The sequence below is a fragment of the Streptomyces sp. NPDC051064 genome (genome assembly GCF_044455985.1).
Classification (GTDB): domain Bacteria; phylum Actinomycetota; class Actinomycetes; order Streptomycetales; family Streptomycetaceae; genus Streptomyces.
Genome location: NZ_JBITFK010000020.1, coordinates 1 through 16,047, shown reverse-complemented (window position 1 = coordinate 16,047; position 16,047 = coordinate 1). Strand labels below are relative to the sequence as shown.

The 16,047-nt window shown below is 67.8% G+C and carries 15 protein-coding genes and 3 pseudogenes; 7 read left to right on the top strand and 11 right to left on the bottom strand.

Going from position 1 to position 16,047, the window contains the following annotated elements:
* Window positions 1-431 precede the first annotated feature (431 nt).
* Complete coding sequence (locus ACIBCU_RS37805) at window positions 432-1,166, top strand: hypothetical protein (RefSeq protein WP_399237155.1); 735 nt, start codon at window positions 432-434, stop codon at window positions 1,164-1,166.
* 140 nt (window positions 1,167-1,306) lie between these two features.
* On the opposite strand, the gene ACIBCU_RS37800 is transcribed toward ACIBCU_RS37805, so the two are convergent.
* From ACIBCU_RS37800 to ACIBCU_RS37780, 5 genes are all read right to left on the bottom strand, one after another.
* Entirely contained in the window at window positions 1,307-1,609 is a 303-nt protein-coding gene (locus ACIBCU_RS37800) for a hypothetical protein (RefSeq protein WP_362942570.1), read from the bottom strand.
* Window positions 1,610-2,146: 537 nt separating this feature from the next.
* Entirely contained in the window at window positions 2,147-2,995 is an 849-nt protein-coding gene (locus tag ACIBCU_RS37795; RefSeq protein WP_362942572.1) for an amino acid ABC transporter ATP-binding protein, read from the bottom strand.
* A 5-nt stretch (window positions 2,996-3,000) separates the two neighbouring features.
* The gene (locus ACIBCU_RS37790) at window positions 3,001-3,786 is read right to left on the bottom strand and encodes an amino acid ABC transporter permease (RefSeq protein ID WP_362942575.1); all 786 of its coding nucleotides are present in this window, start codon (window positions 3,784-3,786) and stop codon (window positions 3,001-3,003) included.
* Window positions 3,787-3,800: 14 nt separating this feature from the next.
* Window positions 3,801-4,607: an ABC transporter substrate-binding protein gene (locus ACIBCU_RS37785; protein WP_362942577.1), complete on the bottom strand. Its 807-nt coding sequence runs from the start codon at window positions 4,605-4,607 to the stop codon at window positions 3,801-3,803.
* A gap of 218 nt (window positions 4,608-4,825) precedes the next feature.
* The gene (locus ACIBCU_RS37780; RefSeq protein ID WP_362942580.1) at window positions 4,826-6,007 is read right to left on the bottom strand and encodes a S8 family peptidase; all 1,182 of its coding nucleotides are present in this window, start codon (window positions 6,005-6,007) and stop codon (window positions 4,826-4,828) included.
* Between the two features lie 204 nt (window positions 6,008-6,211).
* On the opposite strand from ACIBCU_RS37780, the gene ACIBCU_RS37775 reads away from it, so the two are divergent.
* Window positions 6,212-6,382, top strand: coding sequence for a hypothetical protein (locus ACIBCU_RS37775; RefSeq protein WP_362942582.1), 171 nt, complete (start codon window positions 6,212-6,214; stop codon window positions 6,380-6,382).
* A 99-nt stretch (window positions 6,383-6,481) separates the two neighbouring features.
* Window positions 6,482-7,100, top strand: a pseudogene (locus ACIBCU_RS37770) (TOPRIM nucleotidyl transferase/hydrolase domain-containing protein).
* A 151-nt stretch (window positions 7,101-7,251) separates the two neighbouring features.
* Here ACIBCU_RS37770 and ACIBCU_RS37765 read toward each other — a convergent pair.
* From ACIBCU_RS37765 to ACIBCU_RS37755, 3 genes are read right to left on the bottom strand one after another with little or no spacing between them, the layout of a single operon-like run.
* Window positions 7,252-7,761: a hypothetical protein gene (locus ACIBCU_RS37765; protein WP_362942585.1), complete on the bottom strand. Its 510-nt coding sequence runs from the start codon at window positions 7,759-7,761 to the stop codon at window positions 7,252-7,254.
* A gap of 16 nt (window positions 7,762-7,777) precedes the next feature.
* Entirely contained in the window at window positions 7,778-8,407 is a 630-nt protein-coding gene (locus ACIBCU_RS37760; protein WP_399237150.1) for a hypothetical protein, read from the bottom strand.
* Entirely contained in the window at window positions 8,383-9,111 is a 729-nt protein-coding gene (locus ACIBCU_RS37755) for a TetR/AcrR family transcriptional regulator (protein WP_362942587.1), read from the bottom strand. The genes ACIBCU_RS37760 and ACIBCU_RS37755 overlap by 25 nt, the downstream gene beginning before the upstream one ends.
* A 244-nt stretch (window positions 9,112-9,355) precedes the next feature.
* On the opposite strand from ACIBCU_RS37755, the gene ACIBCU_RS37750 reads away from it, so the two are divergent.
* From ACIBCU_RS37750 to ACIBCU_RS37740, 3 genes are all read left to right on the top strand, one after another.
* Window positions 9,356-9,943 (top strand): flavodoxin family protein, encoded by a 588-nt coding sequence (locus ACIBCU_RS37750; RefSeq protein ID WP_399237147.1) that lies wholly within the window; start codon window positions 9,356-9,358, stop codon window positions 9,941-9,943.
* A gap of 51 nt (window positions 9,944-9,994) precedes the next feature.
* On the top strand, window positions 9,995-10,984 hold the full coding sequence (locus ACIBCU_RS37745) for an aldo/keto reductase (RefSeq protein ID WP_399237145.1): 990 nt from the start codon (window positions 9,995-9,997) through the stop codon (window positions 10,982-10,984).
* Window positions 10,985-11,327: 343 nt separating this feature from the next.
* Window positions 11,328-12,317: a CehA/McbA family metallohydrolase gene (locus ACIBCU_RS37740; RefSeq protein WP_362943572.1), complete on the top strand. Its 990-nt coding sequence runs from the start codon at window positions 11,328-11,330 to the stop codon at window positions 12,315-12,317.
* Between the two features lie 9 nt (window positions 12,318-12,326).
* Here the strand turns inward: ACIBCU_RS37740 and ACIBCU_RS37735 are convergent.
* Window positions 12,327-13,136 (bottom strand): annotated as a pseudogene (locus tag ACIBCU_RS37735) (IS5 family transposase).
* A gap of 132 nt (window positions 13,137-13,268) precedes the next feature.
* Window positions 13,269-14,483, bottom strand: a complete 1,215-nt coding sequence (locus ACIBCU_RS37730; RefSeq protein ID WP_399237142.1) for an amidohydrolase family protein — start codon at window positions 14,481-14,483, stop codon at window positions 13,269-13,271.
* Between the two features lie 103 nt (window positions 14,484-14,586).
* Here ACIBCU_RS37730 and ACIBCU_RS37725 point away from each other — a divergent pair, with 103 nt between their 5' ends.
* Window positions 14,587-15,054, top strand: a complete 468-nt coding sequence (locus tag ACIBCU_RS37725) for a MarR family winged helix-turn-helix transcriptional regulator (RefSeq protein ID WP_362943578.1) — start codon at window positions 14,587-14,589, stop codon at window positions 15,052-15,054.
* Between the two features lie 393 nt (window positions 15,055-15,447).
* Here the strand turns inward: ACIBCU_RS37725 and ACIBCU_RS37720 are convergent.
* Window positions 15,448-15,870: pseudogene (locus tag ACIBCU_RS37720) on the bottom strand (SDR family NAD(P)-dependent oxidoreductase); the annotation flags it as partial.
* Window positions 15,871-16,047 lie beyond the last annotated feature (177 nt).

Sequence of the window (16,047 nt, the reverse complement as noted above, 5' to 3'; positions counted from 1 at the left end):
TTGCCGTCGGTCGTTGAGCTGGGCGGTCAAGCGAAGAGCGCAGAGGGGCCCTGGGTGTGATCTCCCAGGGCCTCTTGTGTCGATCGGGGGAGTAGCGAGTTCGCTGTTCAGATCTGTCCATTAGCCCTACAGGTGTTGGGAGGGTTTCGCCATGAACATCGTTGAGAACGTCGCGTCTGGGCTCCTCGTCGCACTGGCTGTCTGGGGTGTCGGGTGGGGCCGGCTCGAATGGCGCCGTCGTCGCACCGCTCGCACTCGACGTGACCCTGCAGCCCGCTGACACGACGAATCCGCACGAGAGAAGGGAAAGGGGCGATATGGGGCGCCTCGGAGTTATCGAACGGCCGGTTTTGCCACCCGGTGCTCGCCGAGATCTCAACCAGGAACTTCACCTGTTGCACCGCCGGGCTGGGCTGCCCAGTGTCCGGGAGTTGGCCGAGGCGATCGGCAAGAGCCCCAGTGGGGTCCACAATGCGTTCCGGCTGGCGAAGGTGCCCGAACAGCGTCTGACGATGGTGCTCGTCGACTGGCTGACGTTGCGGGTCCGCGACTGGGGGGTGGGCATCAGCCAGGCGGCTGGTATCGAGAAGGCCCTCCGTCGGTTGGAACGGCTGTGGTACCTGGCCAAGCGCGAGGAGGAGGCGCTTGCCGTCCAGGGGGAGCCGCCTCGCATGTCCGACGCCACTCGGAGGCTGCTATTCGCGCTCAGCTCGGAGTGCTCTATGTCCCACCCGACCCGGCAGCTCCCTCAGCCCCACGACATCGTCGCCCTGGAGGACCCCGCTGCGGGGAGGACCCCGGCGTTCCTCCGTAAGACCAGCCTGAGGCCGGAGGCCCCCGACCCCTGGCATCTGATCCACTTGTGCCGCAGCTGCCGGCGTCGCCGGGAAGCCGGTGAACTCACCGAAGCAGAACTCCGTGCAGCCCGCTTCGCTCTGGACCGGCGCCCGGGCGCGGCCCGGCACTACGCCGCCTACCACGACCAAGTGCTCCTCGGCGCCGAGGAGGCCATCGACATGAACGTCTTGGGGCGGGTCCAAGTGATCATCATGGCCGATCCGGAGGTGGCAGCACCCCCGTACACCCTCAATCATGGAGAGCTCGTGGTCGACCGCTCCTGTGGTTCCTTGGACTGGGGAGACCACCCGTGTGAAGACGAGCACTAGCACCAGCGCTCTCCCAGACGCTCGTCCCGGAAGTCGCCGCTCTGCGCCAGCACCGCGCGGGTGTCAGAAGGATGTGCTGAGCGCGGCCAAGAGCGTCTCGAACCGGTTCAGGGGCACATACCCGACCTGCCCGTCCAGCACTATCGGAGCCGTGCCAGGACTCGCTGCAGGTCGTTTCGGTCGAACGCGTGGCCGGAGGCGAGCAGAGTCCGAGTGTAGGAGTCCAGGGCAGCAATGAGCTCTTCCGAGAACCCCACTGCTGCGGGTAGATCCCAGGCATGGGTGAGCATCTTGGCGAGACTGCTGGGGTCCACCGGCGGCAGGTGGGTGTAGATCTCCCACGACGGGACGTCTTTGAGCCCGCCTCGCTCGGAGCGTGGGACCTTGTGGTTTCCCGCGCGCTCTAGAGCTCGCAGCACGGCCAGTTCCGATGCGGTTGTCATGTCCAGTGCTGTCGCCATCGCAGTCCGGTCCCTTCACTCAGATGCAGCGACAGCGGCACCCCTCGGGGTGCCGCTGTCCTGGTTGCTACCGGCACGACGCTAGGCAATGGGTTGGCAAGGACGGGCGGGTTGCACCGAACTTTGACTCGATCGAGTGGATGCTTTCGCCCTTCGCCGTACTCGCCCCGCCCGGGCTTGAAGTCACGCCACTGGAAGCCGTATGGAGCTGGGACGCATCCAGGAGGTCGAAGAACTCCCCGAAGACGACTCCGACGAGGCTCGCCCTGGCGCCGGGCCACGCACCCCAGCCCGGCACCGGACCAGCCCGCCATCGAACTACCAGTCCGAGGAAATCTGCCAGTCGCTCGAGTGAGGGGATCGCCAACCTCATAGACTCGTCAATCGCGTTTAGAGCGTGGACGTAACCGAGCACGAGGTCTCGCGCCGCCCCAACCCGTTCCATACGGCGTCATCCCCCTGAGTCCGTGGCTGAAGGGATTGCTCCAGCGTGTCCGCAGGACGGCAATCTGAAAACGATCAGTAAGGCGGGCCGGCCTGTTTCCCCGGCGCGTCGGCATCCGCGGCCGGGTCCTCGCGCAGGCCGGCGGCGGCCGGGGTCAGCAGGCGTGCGAGGAAGGACCGGGTACGGACATGACTCGGCGCGCCGATCACCCGAGCCGGGGTGCCTTCCTCGACGATGACCCCGCCGTCCATGAAGACGACGCGGTCGGCCACCTCCTGGGCGAAACTCATCTCATGCGTGACGACGAGCATCGTCATTCCCTCGTCGGCCAGGGAGCGCATCACGGCGAGGACGTCCCCCACCAGTTCCGGGTCGAGGGCGGAGGTGGGCTCGTCGAAGAGCATCAGTTCCGGGTCCATGGCCAGCGCCCGCGCGATGGCCACCCGCTGCTGCTGACCGCCGGACAACTGCGCCGGGTAGGCGGACTCCTTGTCGGTCAGGCCCACCCGGGCCAGCCGTTCCCGGGCGATCCGTGCCGCCTCGGCCTTGTCGCGCCCGAGCACCCGTCGCTGCGGGAGCGTCAGGTTCTCCAGCACGGTGAGGTGCGGGAAGAGGTTGAACGACTGGAACACCATGCCGATCCGCCGGCGCACCCTGTCGATGTCCACATCGGGGTCAGTCACTTCGGTGCCCGCCACCATGACCGTCCCGGAGGTCGGCTCCTCCAGCAGGTTCACGCAGCGGAGCAGCGTGGACTTGCCCGAGCCGGACGGGCCGATGACGCACACGACTTCGCCCCGGGCGACCGTGAAGTCGATGCCCGCGAGCACTTCCAGCGTGCCGAACGACTTGTGCAGGCTGCGCACGTCGATCGCCGTTGTGTTCACCGGCGCCGCGCCGTCCGCCGTAGAAACCGCCTTCATCGCGTTCACCTCGCCTTCGCCGTACGTGCTTCGAGCCGCCGGACCAGATGGCCGAGCGGCAGGGTGATGATCAGATAGCAGAGTCCGGCGATGAGGATCGGGGTCAGGCTGCGATTCTGGTTCAGGGCGTCCCGGCCGAACTTGGCCAACTCGTACTGGGCGAGTGACAGGCCCAGCAGATACACCAGGGACGAGTCCTTGGTCAGCAGGATCAGTTCGTTGGTGAGCGGTGGCAGAACGATGCGCAGAGCCTGCGGAATGATGATGGACACCATGGCCCTGGCCTGCGACATCCCGAGCGAACGCGCCGCTTCCATCTGCCCCTTGGGGACCGCCTGGATGCCGGCCCGTATCGTCTCCGCCATGTAGGCGGCGCCGACGAGCCCCAGCGCCAGCATCACCGTCACATACTGGTTGAGTGCCACCTGGAAGGCGAGCGGGACGCCGAATCCGAGGGCGATGAAGACCAGCAGGGCCGGGATGCCACGGAAGAACTCGATATAGGCAATGGCCAGCCAGCGGTACGGAGGCACGCGCGACAGCCTCATCAGCGCGAGGAGGAGCCCCGTGGCCAGCCCGAAACTGAAGCCGAGCAGGGTGTAGACGACGGTGTTGACGAGGGCGGTGGTGATGATGTCGGGGAACTGCGCCTTGGCCACGCCCACATCGAAGAACGCCCGTCTGATCTCACCCCAGTCGGCGGCCAGGGCGACCACGAGCAGAACGACGGCGAGAACAGCGTACTGAACGCCCCGGATGGCGCGGGTCCGTTGTCGGCGGGATATGGGCATCGGTGGTGGATTCCTCACTTCTTGGGAGCGGCGGGGAACCACTTCTTGTAGATGCGGTCATAACTGCCGTCGGATTTGGCCTCACTGATCACCTTGTCGATTTCCTTGCGCAAGGCGTCGTTTCCGGCACGCACCCCGATGCCGTACTGCTCGCCCGTGTCGAACTCTGCGGTGACCTGGGTGCCCGGGTTCTTCCGCACGTATTCGAAGAGCACGCCGTTGTCGTTGACCGCGGCGTCGACCTGTCCGGTCTTCACGGCCGTGAGCAGCAGAGCCAGGTCCTCGAACTGCACGGTCGTCACCCCCTGGGCGTTCTTCTGCGCGTACGTCTCCCCCGTGGTGCCCTGCTGGACTCCGAGCTTCTTTCCCTTGAGACTCGCCAGCGAGGTGAAGGAGGAGCCCTTCTTGGCGACCAGGGCCTGTGTGGCGTCGAAGTAGGGGGCGGAGAAGTCCAGGTTCTTCGCCCGCACCGGCGTGATCGTCATGCCCGCCGCGGCCAGGTCGCATTTGCGGGCGTTGAGATCCTCACCGCTCTGGATGCCCTCGAAGGGCGTGTCGACGATCTCCTGGGTGACCTCGAGTTTTTCGGCGACCAGATCCACGAGGTCCACGTCGAAGCCGACGATGGCGTTGCCCTTTCTTATCTGGAAGGGTTCGTACGGCAGGTGTGTGCAGGTCGTGAGCTTGCCGGGCTTCACCAACTCCAGTTCTGTTCCGCCCGAAGCCGAGGGCTTGGTGCTTGTGCAGCCCGTGAGGACGGCAACGGCGGTGACGGTGGCGGTCGCTGTGGCTAGGAGGGGCAGCACGGAACGATCGGACACGACATCTCCAAAGTTCGGTCGGCCAACGAGCTCACTTCGTCAGTGAGTGCGCTGATCTTGCCATCGGAGGTGCCGGATGTCGCCTGTTGGTTCTGGGCAGTCTGCGAGGTTCACGGGCTCGCATGCCAGGCATCCGGCTGGTGCCGCACGGATGTTGCCCGAGGAGCGGCCGCACCCTGCCGGGTGGGAGCTCCTCGGGCACCTTCTGCCCGGCCCGCCTAGAACAGCGAGTGCAGCAGCTTGTTCGGCGATCCTGTGAGAGGGTTCTGGACCTTGCCGCTCGTCGCGTTGTTCACCAGCGCGTTCCGGACCTGGGCCGGGGTCGCGGTCGGGTGGGTGGCGAGGTAGAGCGCTGCCACGCCTGCTGTGTGCGGGGTGGCCATGGACGTGCCCGAGATGGTGTTCGTGGCGGTGTCGCTGTCCTTCCACGCCGACGTGATGTCCACGCCCGGCGCGAACAGGTCCAAGCACGTTCCGTAGTTGGAGAACGATGCGCGGCTGTCCGCCTTGTCCGTCGCGCCGACCGTGATCGCCTCGGGGACACGGGCGGGCGAGTAGTTGCACGCGTTCGCGGGGATGCCCAGGATCGGGAGGCCGTTGCCCGCGGCGATCGAGTAGCTGACGCCGGAGGCGATCGACTTCTTCACCGCGTCGTCGAGCGAGGCGCTGGCGCTTCCGCCGAGGCTCATGTTGGCGACGGCCGGCTTGCCGGCGTGGGCCGTCACCCAGTCGACGCCCGCGATGACGCCTGCGGTGGTGCCGGACCCGTCGCAGTCCAGCACGCGTACGGCGATCAGCTTGGCGCCCTTGGCGACGCCGTACGTCCTGCCGCCGATCGTGCCTGCCACATGGGTTCCGTGGCCTTGGCAGTCCTGGCCGTTGCGGCCGTCGCCCACCAGGTCCTTGCCGATAGCCGCCCGGCCGCCGAACTCGCTGTGGGAGGTGCGGATTCCGGTGTCGATGACGTACGCGTTCACGTTCGAAGCGGACGTGCTGTGCGTGTACGTCGTCGAGAGCGGCAGACTCCGCTGGTCGACCCTGTCGAGACCCCAGGTCGCTTTGTTCTGGGTGTCGTTGAGCCGCACGATCGAGTTCTGCTCGACGTACGCCACGCGGGGATCGGCGGCGAGCGCCTTGGCCTTCACCTCCGACAAGGAGGCGGAGAAGCCCTGGAGGACGTTGCGGTAGGTGTGCCCGGGTGTGACGCCGAGATCTGCGGCGTCGGTGGTGCCGTCCTTCAGCACGACGATCCAGCTGTTCTGCACAGCGGTTTTGGAGGGGGCGAGACGGAGATCGCCGATGATCGCGCCTTGCGCGGTGGGAGAGACGGCGAACTGGAGACCGGCCGCAACGGCGAGCGCGGATATCAGCGCTCCCATGCGACGGGCAGTGACACTCATCCCGTGCACCTGACCTTTCGTTGACCTGTGTTACGGACAAGTACGGTCGTGCATGGTGCCAGGACGTGGGGTTGCGCGAACCATGGTCTCGCCGTGTGACGTACACCACAAGGGTGCAACTGGTCGGTAATTGGCCCCGAAACAAAGGGATTTGAGGCATCACAACAACGTGTGGATCTTGTGCGTGCACCTCCGCTGTCCGAAATGCCGGGCCGGGACGCGGAAGGCTCGGTCGAGCACGAGGGGCTCGGCCACCGGGCCATCCGGCACCTGCTGCCCACCTTGCGGGGCGAGCCCGCCCCGCTGGAACCCGGGAGGATCACGTCCGTCGTGTGGCGCGAGTCCACCGCCGCCGCTCCCCGCGGCGTTTCCTGACCGGACGGGCCATCAGGCCGCGGGGGCCTCGCCCCGGGGGCCGCGGATATTCTCTGGCGTGGCGGCCGGGAAGCGCGGAGACTCGTCCCGGGTCTGAACATGGGTACGTTCCGGGAGGCGGTCGCGGCGTGGGCGGCCGGTGGGCCCGGTGCCCCCGCGCGCGAACTGGCCGCGCGACTGTCCGTCCGGACAGCCGCGTCCTGCTCGAAGGCCCGAGCGACGTCGCGGCGGTCGACGCCCTGGCCGCGGCCGGGACCTGGCGGCCGAAGGGGTCTGCGTCCTGCCGATGGGCGGCGCGATGAACATCGGACGCTACAGCCACCTCCTCGGGCCGCCCGGCCTGGGCCCCGGCCTCACGGGGCTGTGCGACGAGAACGAATGGCGCTACTTCGTCCGTGGTCTGGAGCGAGCCGGCGCGGCGCAGCAGGGCTTCTTCATCTGCGCGGCGGATCTGGAGGACGAGCTCATCCGCGCACTCGGCGTGACTCGGGTGAAGGAGCTCGTCCGGGAGGAAGGGGACCTGCGCCCCCTGCAGACTTTCCTGAACCAGCCCGCACAGCAGGGCCGCGCACCACAGCAGCAGTTGCGGCGCTTCCTCGGCACGAAGAAGGGGCGCAAGATCCGGTACGGCCACGTCCTCATCGAGGCGCTCGCCCCCCACCGCGTACCCGCCCCGCTCGACAGATGTCGATCAGATCATGGGCATCAGGCCCTGTAGTCCGCTCGGGCACCAGGGAGCGGGTGACTCGCCGGTCGCTTTCAGGGCTTCGCGGGTGCTGCTGGTGCTGTTTGCGCTGGGCTCGAACAGTCTTTTCGCGGGCGTCGTAGAGCTGCTGCGATGGTGCCCCAGCGGCGTTCGATCTCCGCCTTCAGGGCGACGAGGTTCTCCGGTTCCTCCTGCTTGCCCAGCGGCGAGACCTTGATCCACGGCTCGCGTGCTTCCTGACGATGTCCACCCCGCCCGTGGTGCCCGGCTCCAGCGCGGCGTCGAAGCGGGTCAGCGCCTCGCGCAGCCGCTTCTGATGGGCCTCGATGAACTTCTCCGGGTCCTGCGGCTGGCGGATCGCGTCGTAGTGCACATCGCGGTTGTCCTCGAAGTCCGGCGGCAGATCGTCCTCCGGGTTCCGCCACCGGTTCGCGCCCGGTACCCATATCTCCCGCCGCCGCAGCGAGACGAGCACGCACAGCTCGTACGGGATGCGCTCGACCCGGCCGCGCTCATCCACCACCGCCTTGCGCCACTCCTCGCGCACCACCCCGCCCAGCGGGATCTTCTCCGCCTCGTCGAAGAACGCACCCTCCTTGGCGATGGCTGGTCCAGATACCGCTTGAGCAGGTCGATGGCGTCCGTCACCGGCCGGTAAGCAGTGTTGTTGCACTTCAGCTCCAGCGCGTTCAGAGCGGCGAGAGCATCCGCCGCCAGTGGTTGGAGTACGACGAGCACAGCCTTGCCGCGGACCCGCTCGAGCTCCTTGTTGAACTCTCCCTCGACCTTCTTCTCCGCCCCGCGTGTCGATCTTCTGCACGAGCTGGATGAACAGCTCCACCAGCGAGTCGGTGATCTCCGTCTCCCGTACGTGCCACAGCGTCGACAGCAGCGTGTACCGCACCCGGCCCGGCCGCCGCCCGCAGGTCCGAGGGGTACTCCTTTGCCGCCCGCGTCCGCCAGGCCGCCACCAGCTTCTCCGACACGTCCGCGAACAGCTCCGGCGGCAGTTGGAGCCCGCGCACCCGCTGGAGCTTGTTCATCTCCGCCGGCAAACTGTCCCAAGTGCGCCCGGGTCCGCCCTTCGGCTCGGTGAAGAAGGTGCCCCCGCCGCCCGCGCTCTCCGCGTCCGTGCCGTCCGCGGCGATCAGGTCGTCCAGCCGGGACCGGGTCGCCGCCGACAGCCGGCCCACGGTGGCCTCGCAGAACCGCTCCTCGAAGGTGCTGACCGCCTTGCCCACCGGCCGGGCGATCTGTCCTGGGGCCGGCGGCTCCAGCCGAGCAGGCGGCCGGTTCAGCCTGCCAGCTGCTGCAGCCATTCGCGCAGCAGAGCCGTCTCCGTGTCTCGCAGAGGTACCCCGGCGCCCGCAGCCGGGGGCCCGGTGGTGAGCGCGGTTTCAAGTGCTGCGTCGAGGGCGAGTGCCCGCGAGGCCAGGTCCGACCCGGATGAGGCGGGCGGGTCCGTGGTGAGCGAGGCGATGACGGTGTCCCGCAGCCGCGCCGAAGTGGTCAGGTCCCGCTCCGAGGACTTTTCGCCGATCAGCGCCAGCGTGGCACCCGTTGTCGCTGCGTGGATGACGCGGGTCGCCTGCTCCACCGGAACCCGAAGGCGTCCGGCGTCGGCGGCCCGGACCAGCAGTCTCACCAGCAGGGCGTGCGCCTCGTCCGCGGCCGGGGGCCGCCGCCCGGGCTGCACAGTGCCGTACATGAGCATGTAGAACGCGGGGTGCTGTACTCCGAAGTCGACGTGCAGGTCCCAGCCGCGGTAGAGGTCTGCCACCGGGTTGTCGGGGGTCAGCGCCAGCGCCTCCCGTTTCTCGGCCAGGTACATCTCGAACCCGTAGGCGGCCAGCTCGGCCAGGAGTCCGTCCTTGTCGTCGAACATCCGGTAGAGCGCGGGGGCCGTGATGCCCGCGGCTGCGGCGACAGCGCGCGTGGAGACCGCTTCGCTGCCGCCCTCCTCCAAAAGCTTGGCGGCCACCTGCAGTACCTGGCGCCGCGCGGCGCGTCGTCCCTCGTTCATGGAACAACGATATCCCAGTTTGCATATCGCCGCCTTATCAGTGCTACTGTTTAAAGCGGAGCAACGATCCATGCTGATGGTGGTCGGCGCCGGCCCCGCAAGACCTGGGCATGCGCCGCACCCCGGCCGGGGCCGCCAGCCCCCACTCGTGGGGCAGTGCGGCCGACCGCCGCAGCGGGCAGCTCGTCGCCCGCCGGCATCACCACCGAACACGCCGCCATCTCGCGGCAGGAGAGGAACACCCGTGTCCGACATCTCGATCGTCATCGCGTCGCATTCCGGCTACGGCCACACCGCGCAGATCGCCACGGCCGTCGCGGACGGCGCGCACTCCGTCGCCGGGACGCAGGTCCACCGTGTGGACGTCGCCTCCCTCAGCGACGCCGACTGGGAACTGATGGACGCCGCGGACGCCATCATCTTCGGCACCCCCACCTACATGGGCACCGCCTCGGGGGCGTTCCACGCCTTCGCCGAGGCCAGCAGCAAGCGGTGGATGACCCGCGCCTGGAGCGACAAGCTCGCGGCGGGATTCACCAACTCCGGCTCCATGAGCGGCGACAAGCTGCACACCCTGCAGTACCTCTCGCTCCTGGCGGCCCAGCACGGAATGCTCTGGGTGAGCCTGAACCTCCTGCCGGGCTGGAACACCACCACATCCAGCCCCCAGGACGACAACCGCCTCGGCTTCTACCTCGGCGCCGGCGCACAGAGCTTCAACGACACCCCCGCCGTCCACGACGCAGACCTGAACACCGCACGCCACCTCGGCCGACGCGTCGCCGAGCACACCCGTATCCACCGCGCCGGACTGACCGCCGCAACGCACTGACACAACGGTCCGGCAGAAGTTGCCTTCTAGTTTCGTTCAGAGGAGTGAGTCATGCAGCACCGCACACTCGGAAGCCAGGGCCTTGAGGTCTCGGCGATCGGCTACGGCGCGATGGGCCTGACGATGGCCTACGGACCCACCGACGAGGAGGCCGGCGTCGCCGCCCTCCGCCGCGCCCACGACCTGGGCGTCACCTTCTTCGACACCGCCGAGATGTACGGCTGGGGCACCGGATCCAACGAGATCCTGGTCGGCAAGGCGGTCAGGGACTTCCGCGACGACGTGGTTCTGGCCACCAAGTTCGGTGTCGACATGTCCGTGCCTCCCGAGCAGATCGGCGGCGCCCTCAACAGCCGGCCCGACAACATCCGCAAGGTCGCCGACAACAGCCTGCACTACCTCGGCGTGGACCACATCGACGTCTTCTACCAGCACCGCGTCGACCCCGAGGTGCCCGTCGAGGAGGTCGCGGGCACCGTCAAGGAGCTGATCGACGCGGGCAAGGTGAAGTACTTCGGCCTCAGCGAGGCCGGACCCGAGACGCTCCGCAAGGCGCACGCCGTGCAGCCGGTCTCCGTCCTGCAGACCGAGTACTCCCTGTTCGAACGGGACGTCGAGCAGCTCTTCCCCGTCCTGGACGAACTCGGCATCGGCTTCGTCGCCTACTCCCCCCTCGGCCGCGGGTTCATCACCGGCACCACCAAGCCCGCCGGCCAGTACGAAGCCACCGACATGCGCAACGTCGACCCGCGCTGGCAGCCGGGCAACTTCGAGAAGAACGTCGAAGCCGTCGACCGGCTCGCCGAGCTCGCGGCGGCCAAGGACGCCACCGTCACCCAGCTGGCCCTGGCCTGGCTCCTGACCCGGGGCGAGCACATCGTGCCCATCCCCGGCACCCGCAGCCCGAAGCGCATCGAGGAAAACGCCGGCGCCGCCGACCTCACCCTCACCGGCACCGACCTCAAAGCCATCGACGAGATCCTGCCTCACGGCGGCTTCGGCGCCCGCTACACCGAGGGGCACGTGCCCACCTGGATCTGATGATCCACCCCGTGGCTGTGGAGGTCTGAGCGGGAGTCGCTTCGCGGTGTGTCGCGGAGTCACCGGGCATCTCTCGGCATGATCAATCGCGATGAGTTCTGGGTTCCGGCACAGATCTTGGGGAGCGGTCGCGGAGTGTCACATCGGCGTTCGATCTGCGGGGCGGTGATTTCCTGCGTTCGAGGTCGATGGCCCGTGGCCTCATCAGGCCGGTGAGGGGACGCGTACGAACCCAGGCCGAACGTCTTACTGATCGTTTCTCGGCTGAGACGGCGCCCAGTGGTGCAACGGAACTGGTAGGTCTGGTTGCGCGTTGGCTCGAGAGGACTCTGAGGGGAAAACCTTGTCGAACCTGAGCTTCCCGCCGACGCGGGCGGTCGGACGCGGGGCGGCCTGGTACCGCGGGGACTGCCATGTCCACTCGGTTCACTCGGACGGGGAACTCACTCCTGAAGAGTTGGCCGTTCGTGCGCCCGCTGCCGGGCTCGACTTCATGGCGACGACGGAGCACAACTCAGCTGCGGAATCCGGTGTGTGGGGTCACCTGGCTGCCGATGACTTTTTGATCATTCTCGGTGAGGAAGTGACTACGCAGACCGGACATTGGCTCGCGCTCGGCATCAAGCCCGGCGAGGTCATCGACTGGAACCACCAGGTCGGGGACGGATTGATCGATCAGTGCCTGGACCAGGTCCATCGAGTCGGAGGGCTGTGCGTGGCCGCACACCCGCATGCGCCCTATCCGTCGGGCGACTTCATGTTCCCCTTCCGGGACTTCGACGTGGTGGAGGTCTGGAACGGGCTGTGGACTTCGGACCGGCCTTGGAACGCTGACAACGAGGCCGCCTTGGCGGAATGGGGGCGGAGCCTCGCAGCGGACATTCAGGCAGGATCGTGGCGGCCGGCGATGGGCAACAGCGACACCCACTTGGAGGGGCAGCTCGGCATCCCTCACACTGTGGTCTTTGCCGAGGAGCTGAGCACTGAGGCGATCCTGGCGGGAATCCGCGCCGGCCGCACTTGGATCGCCGAGTCGGCGGACGTGGACGTGACGTTCACTGCCAACGCTGATGGTCACGTTGCCGGGACGGGAGAAGAGCTCACAACGTCCGGTGGGCAGGTCGAAGTGCAGGCAGCAGTGCGAGGTGTGCCGGTGGGGGCAGTCAGCTTCCACACCGATGGAGGAAAGGTTCACCGGGCGTCTCTCCCGGGCGACGGGGCAGGTGTGGTGCAGTGGGACACGACGGCGGAGGAGTCAATGTTCGTCCGCGTCGAGGTCCGCCACCTCAACGGGGACATCGCCGCACTCACCAATCCGATCATCCTCGTCTGACCACTCGTTTCACCGTACGGTGCGCAGGCGACGGAGGCAGATAAGACTGCAGGCCAGTTCGAGCAGGCCCTGAGGGAGGCCGCCGGCGCGTCGTTCGTAGCGGATCCGGAGCCGTTTGGACCGGTGCAGCCAAGCAAAGGCCCGCTCTACCACCCACCGGACCTTGCCGAGCCCTGAGCCGGGGGCCACGCCACGTCGGGCGATCACCGGCGCGATGCCGCGCTTCCACAGCAGGCGGCGGTACGTGTCGAAGTCTCAGCCCCGGTCGGCACACAAGTACCGCGGCCTGCGCCGAGGTCGCCCTCGCAGCCCCCGGATCTGCGGGACGCGTCGAGCAGCGGCAGGAGCTGTGTGACGTCGTGGCGGTTGCCACCGGTGAGGGAGATGGCGAGCGGGGTTCTGTACCGGTCGACCATCAGGTGGTGCTTGGACCCAGGGCGGGCGCGGTCCACCGGCGAGGGCCGACGTGATCCCCCCTTCGAGGGCCCTGACGGGCGAGCTGTCGATCGCGGCGTCGTCCATCTCCAGCAGGCCCTCTTTACGCGGTTCCGCCACGAGAACCTCATGCAGACGGGGCCACACTCCGGCCTCGGTCCAGTTCCGCAGGCGCCGCCAGGCCGTCACCCCGCTGCAGCCCACCAGCTCTGCGGGAACCTCCCGCCAGCTCACGCTTTTGCGCAGCACGTACACGATGCCCCGCAGAGCAGCACGGTCATCGGCCGGCAGCCGCCCGGGATACCGGTGCCGTCGAGGCGGTCGCACCGGCAGCAGCGGGGCTACGCGTTCCCACAGGCCATCAGGCACAGGGTCAGCGGACACTGCCAATCCCCTCGAACTGTGGAGTCCTTCCTATGCAGCCAGAAACTCCACGCTACGAGGGGAACTCACGCTGTACCGAGGCGAGCAAGAAACCGGACAGTCGAGTCCTTTCCTCAAGGGGAAGTACTGTGCTCATGCCGCCAGGCGGGTACCTCGGCGCCAGATGGCGCGGGTGTTGAGGGTGTCGCTGATGTTGCTGACCGGGTCGCCGTCGACCAGCAGCAGGTCGGCGCGGAGTCCCTCGGCGATGCGGCCCCGGTCACCAAGACGGAAGCGGCGGGCGGTGGTCGCTGTGGCCGCGCGCAGGGCCCGTGAGGGCGTGAGGCCGGCAGCCACGAGGTTTTGCAGTTCGTGGTGCAGGCTCGCTCCGTGTGCCAGGCCTCCGAAGAACGTCTCGGGCATGGAGACGTCGGTGCCGGCCAGCACGTCGACGCCGGCGGCGTCCAGAGCGCGCACGGTGTCGTACACGTCATCAAGCTTGCCCTGCGGGTAACGGTTGTAGCTGGAGCGCAGGGTCTGGTCCCACTTGCTGTCGAGGCGTGCGGCGACCCGGGGGTCATCGGCGAGTTCGCTGCCGGTGATCCCCATCATCGAGGCGTTGAGACTGATGCAGGGAATGACGAACATGCCCGCATCCTTGATGAGATCGATGATCTCGGCGGTGTGCGGCTGGTCCATGAACACGTGGGTCACACCGTCGATGCCGGCTTCGGCTGCCATCCTGGTGGCCTCCACGGTCAGCGCGTGGGCCACGGTAAGGGCCCCGTACTTCTTGGCTTCGGCGACACCGGCGTTCACGGTGGCCTGGTCGAGCGAGGGCAGCCCAGGGTGCCCCTCCACGCTGCCGTCGTCGATCATGAACTTGATGAAGTCGGATCCCCGAGCGAGGAGCTGGGGCACGAAGGCGGCCGCTTCCTCGGGAGTGGTGGAGAACGGCATCAGGGGCATCACCGGGGGCAGATCCCACTTCGGCCGGAAGCCCTCCGGCATCAGCTCGCTCGGGTGACCACCGGGCGGTGTGATGGCAAAGCCGGAAGAGCGCACGTCAGCCAGGGTGTCGTCGTCGGTGATGAGCCCCCGGTTCTCCCGTGTGTTCATCCCTTGCATCTCCAGTTCGGTCGTCACCCCGAACCGCAGGGCGAGCGCCAGGGAACCCGGAGCGGAGTGAACATGGGCGTCGATGAGCCCCGGCAGCAGCGTGGCGCCGCTGCCGTCGACGATCTCGCTGTCCCGGGGAGCCTCGCCACCGACACGAGCGATCCTCCCGCCGTCGATGACCACGGTCCGCACGCCCACCGTCTTCTCTCCGTCGAAGATTTGCGCGCCTGTGATCGCGGTGAGTGCCATAGCAGTCCGTCTCGTTTCCTCGCTCGTCAAAGATTTACATACCTGATGCTATGCACATGCCTGCCGGTATGCAAATGTGCGGACCGAGCCTAGACTCGATCACATGAGCAGCGCATCTTTCTCCGAGCAGCCTTCCGACGACCTGGCGTTGGACCAGATCGGCCCGGCGCTGTCACGTCTGCGACGACGCGCACCGGCGTCGGGTAAGGACCTTTCCCGCAACCTCGTACTCAATGTGATCGCCGATGCGCCGGGCGAGACGACTGTCGGCGGCCTCGCCGCCGAGATGGGCGTGACCCAGCCGGTGGCCAGCCGGACCGTCGCCGCCTGCATGGAGGACGGGCTGCTGCGCCGAACAGCGTCCCAGTCCGACGGACGCCGCACCGTGCTCGAACTCACCGAGCACGGCGAGGCCGAACGCCACCGCTTCGCCGCTGAACAGCGAAAAGCATTCCTGGAGATCACCGCCGCCTGGTCGCCGGAGGAGCAGATCCAGTTCGCACGCCTCTTGGCCCGATACGGAGCTGACGCCACCACCTGGTCCAGGAAACAGGCCACGAGCCGCGACTGAACAAGCGGTGCCCCGGCACCGAATCATGGCCAGGAGCCCAGCCACCGCAGAAGCTGCCAGCAGGTCTGCGGGGATGCCGCCCTTGTCGGGGGCATAGGAGTTCTTGATCTCGGCCTCCCGGACATCGGCCCTGATCCGGCCGGCCTCATCGGCCTCATCGGGCCCGAAGGCACCGAAGAGGGCTTGACTGTCCAGAAGGTCGAAGCCGACTCCTCTCATCATGGCGATGAACACGGTTCGAGTGACGGTGCCGCTGCCGTCCGGGTCGCCGAAGCGAAAACCGGCGGCGAACTGTCGATGGCTCCGCTGAGCGTTTCGACGACAGGGGACGCACGCTGATCCGCGCTACGTGGTGCACGCCGAGGACTGACTGAACCGGGAGGAGCTTCACCGGCCGGTACTGGTGGCGCCGCCGCGGTTCTTCATGGCCCGGAAGGCTTCGCGGGTGCAGAAGAAGGCGCCGCGGGCGTTGACCGCCCTCACGGCGTCCCAGTCCTCGGCGGTGGTTTCGGTGACGGGCTTGTTCAGGGTGCGTCCGGCGTGGTTCACCAGGATGTCCAGCCCTTCAAAGGTGTCCAGGGCCGATCGCACCGCGCGGACGGCGGTCTCTTCCTGCGTGATGCCGCCGCGCATCGCGAGTACGCCGGGAAACTCGCCCGGCAGAGTCGTGATGCCGGGGCGTAGGTCGACGGCGACGACGCGGGCGCCGCGGGCGTGGAGGAGCGCCACGGTCTCTCTGCCTACGCCGCGCGCGGCGTAGGTGACGAGTGCGGTCTTCCCGGCGAACTCGGCGGATTCGGGCGCCGGTGCGGGCAGTGCTGTGCATGGCGCGGTGAACGGGCCAGGTGGGCGAAACCGTTGACGCGCTCACGGGGGCGCGGCGTTCACGGCAGGCCCACGTGGACGTCGTACGGCTGGGTTTGTTCAGTGCGCGGTGAGCCCGCCGTCGACCACCAGCTCCGAGCCGGTGACGAACGAGGAGTCGTCGCAGGC

Excerpts from the sequence above, each read along its gene's own strand:
- ACIBCU_RS37800 (WP_362942570.1), bottom strand. The coding sequence starts at position 1,609 with ATGACAACCGCATCGGAACTGGCCGTGCTGCGAGCTCTAGAGCGCGCG.
- ACIBCU_RS37775 (WP_362942582.1), top strand. The coding sequence starts at position 6,212 with ATGCCGGGCCGGGACGCGGAAGGCTCGGTCGAGCACGAGGGGCTCGGC.
- ACIBCU_RS37755 (WP_362942587.1), bottom strand. The coding sequence starts at position 9,111 with ATGAACGAGGGACGACGCGCCGCGCGGCGCCAGGTACTGCAGGTGGCC.
- ACIBCU_RS37760 (WP_399237150.1), bottom strand. The coding sequence starts at position 8,407 with ATGGCTGCAGCAGCTGGCAGGCTGAACCGGCCGCCTGCTCGGCTGGAG.
- ACIBCU_RS37795 (WP_362942572.1), bottom strand. The coding sequence starts at position 2,995 with ATGAAGGCGGTTTCTACGGCGGACGGCGCGGCGCCGGTGAACACAACG.
- ACIBCU_RS37745 (WP_399237145.1), top strand. The coding sequence starts at position 9,995 with ATGCAGCACCGCACACTCGGAAGCCAGGGCCTTGAGGTCTCGGCGATC.
- ACIBCU_RS37780 (WP_362942580.1), bottom strand. The coding sequence starts at position 6,007 with ATGAGTGTCACTGCCCGTCGCATGGGAGCGCTGATATCCGCGCTCGCC.
- ACIBCU_RS37730 (WP_399237142.1), bottom strand. The coding sequence starts at position 14,483 with ATGGCACTCACCGCGATCACAGGCGCGCAAATCTTCGACGGAGAGAAG.
- ACIBCU_RS37790 (WP_362942575.1), bottom strand. The coding sequence starts at position 3,786 with ATGCCCATATCCCGCCGACAACGGACCCGCGCCATCCGGGGCGTTCAG.
- ACIBCU_RS37725 (WP_362943578.1), top strand. The coding sequence starts at position 14,587 with ATGAGCAGCGCATCTTTCTCCGAGCAGCCTTCCGACGACCTGGCGTTG.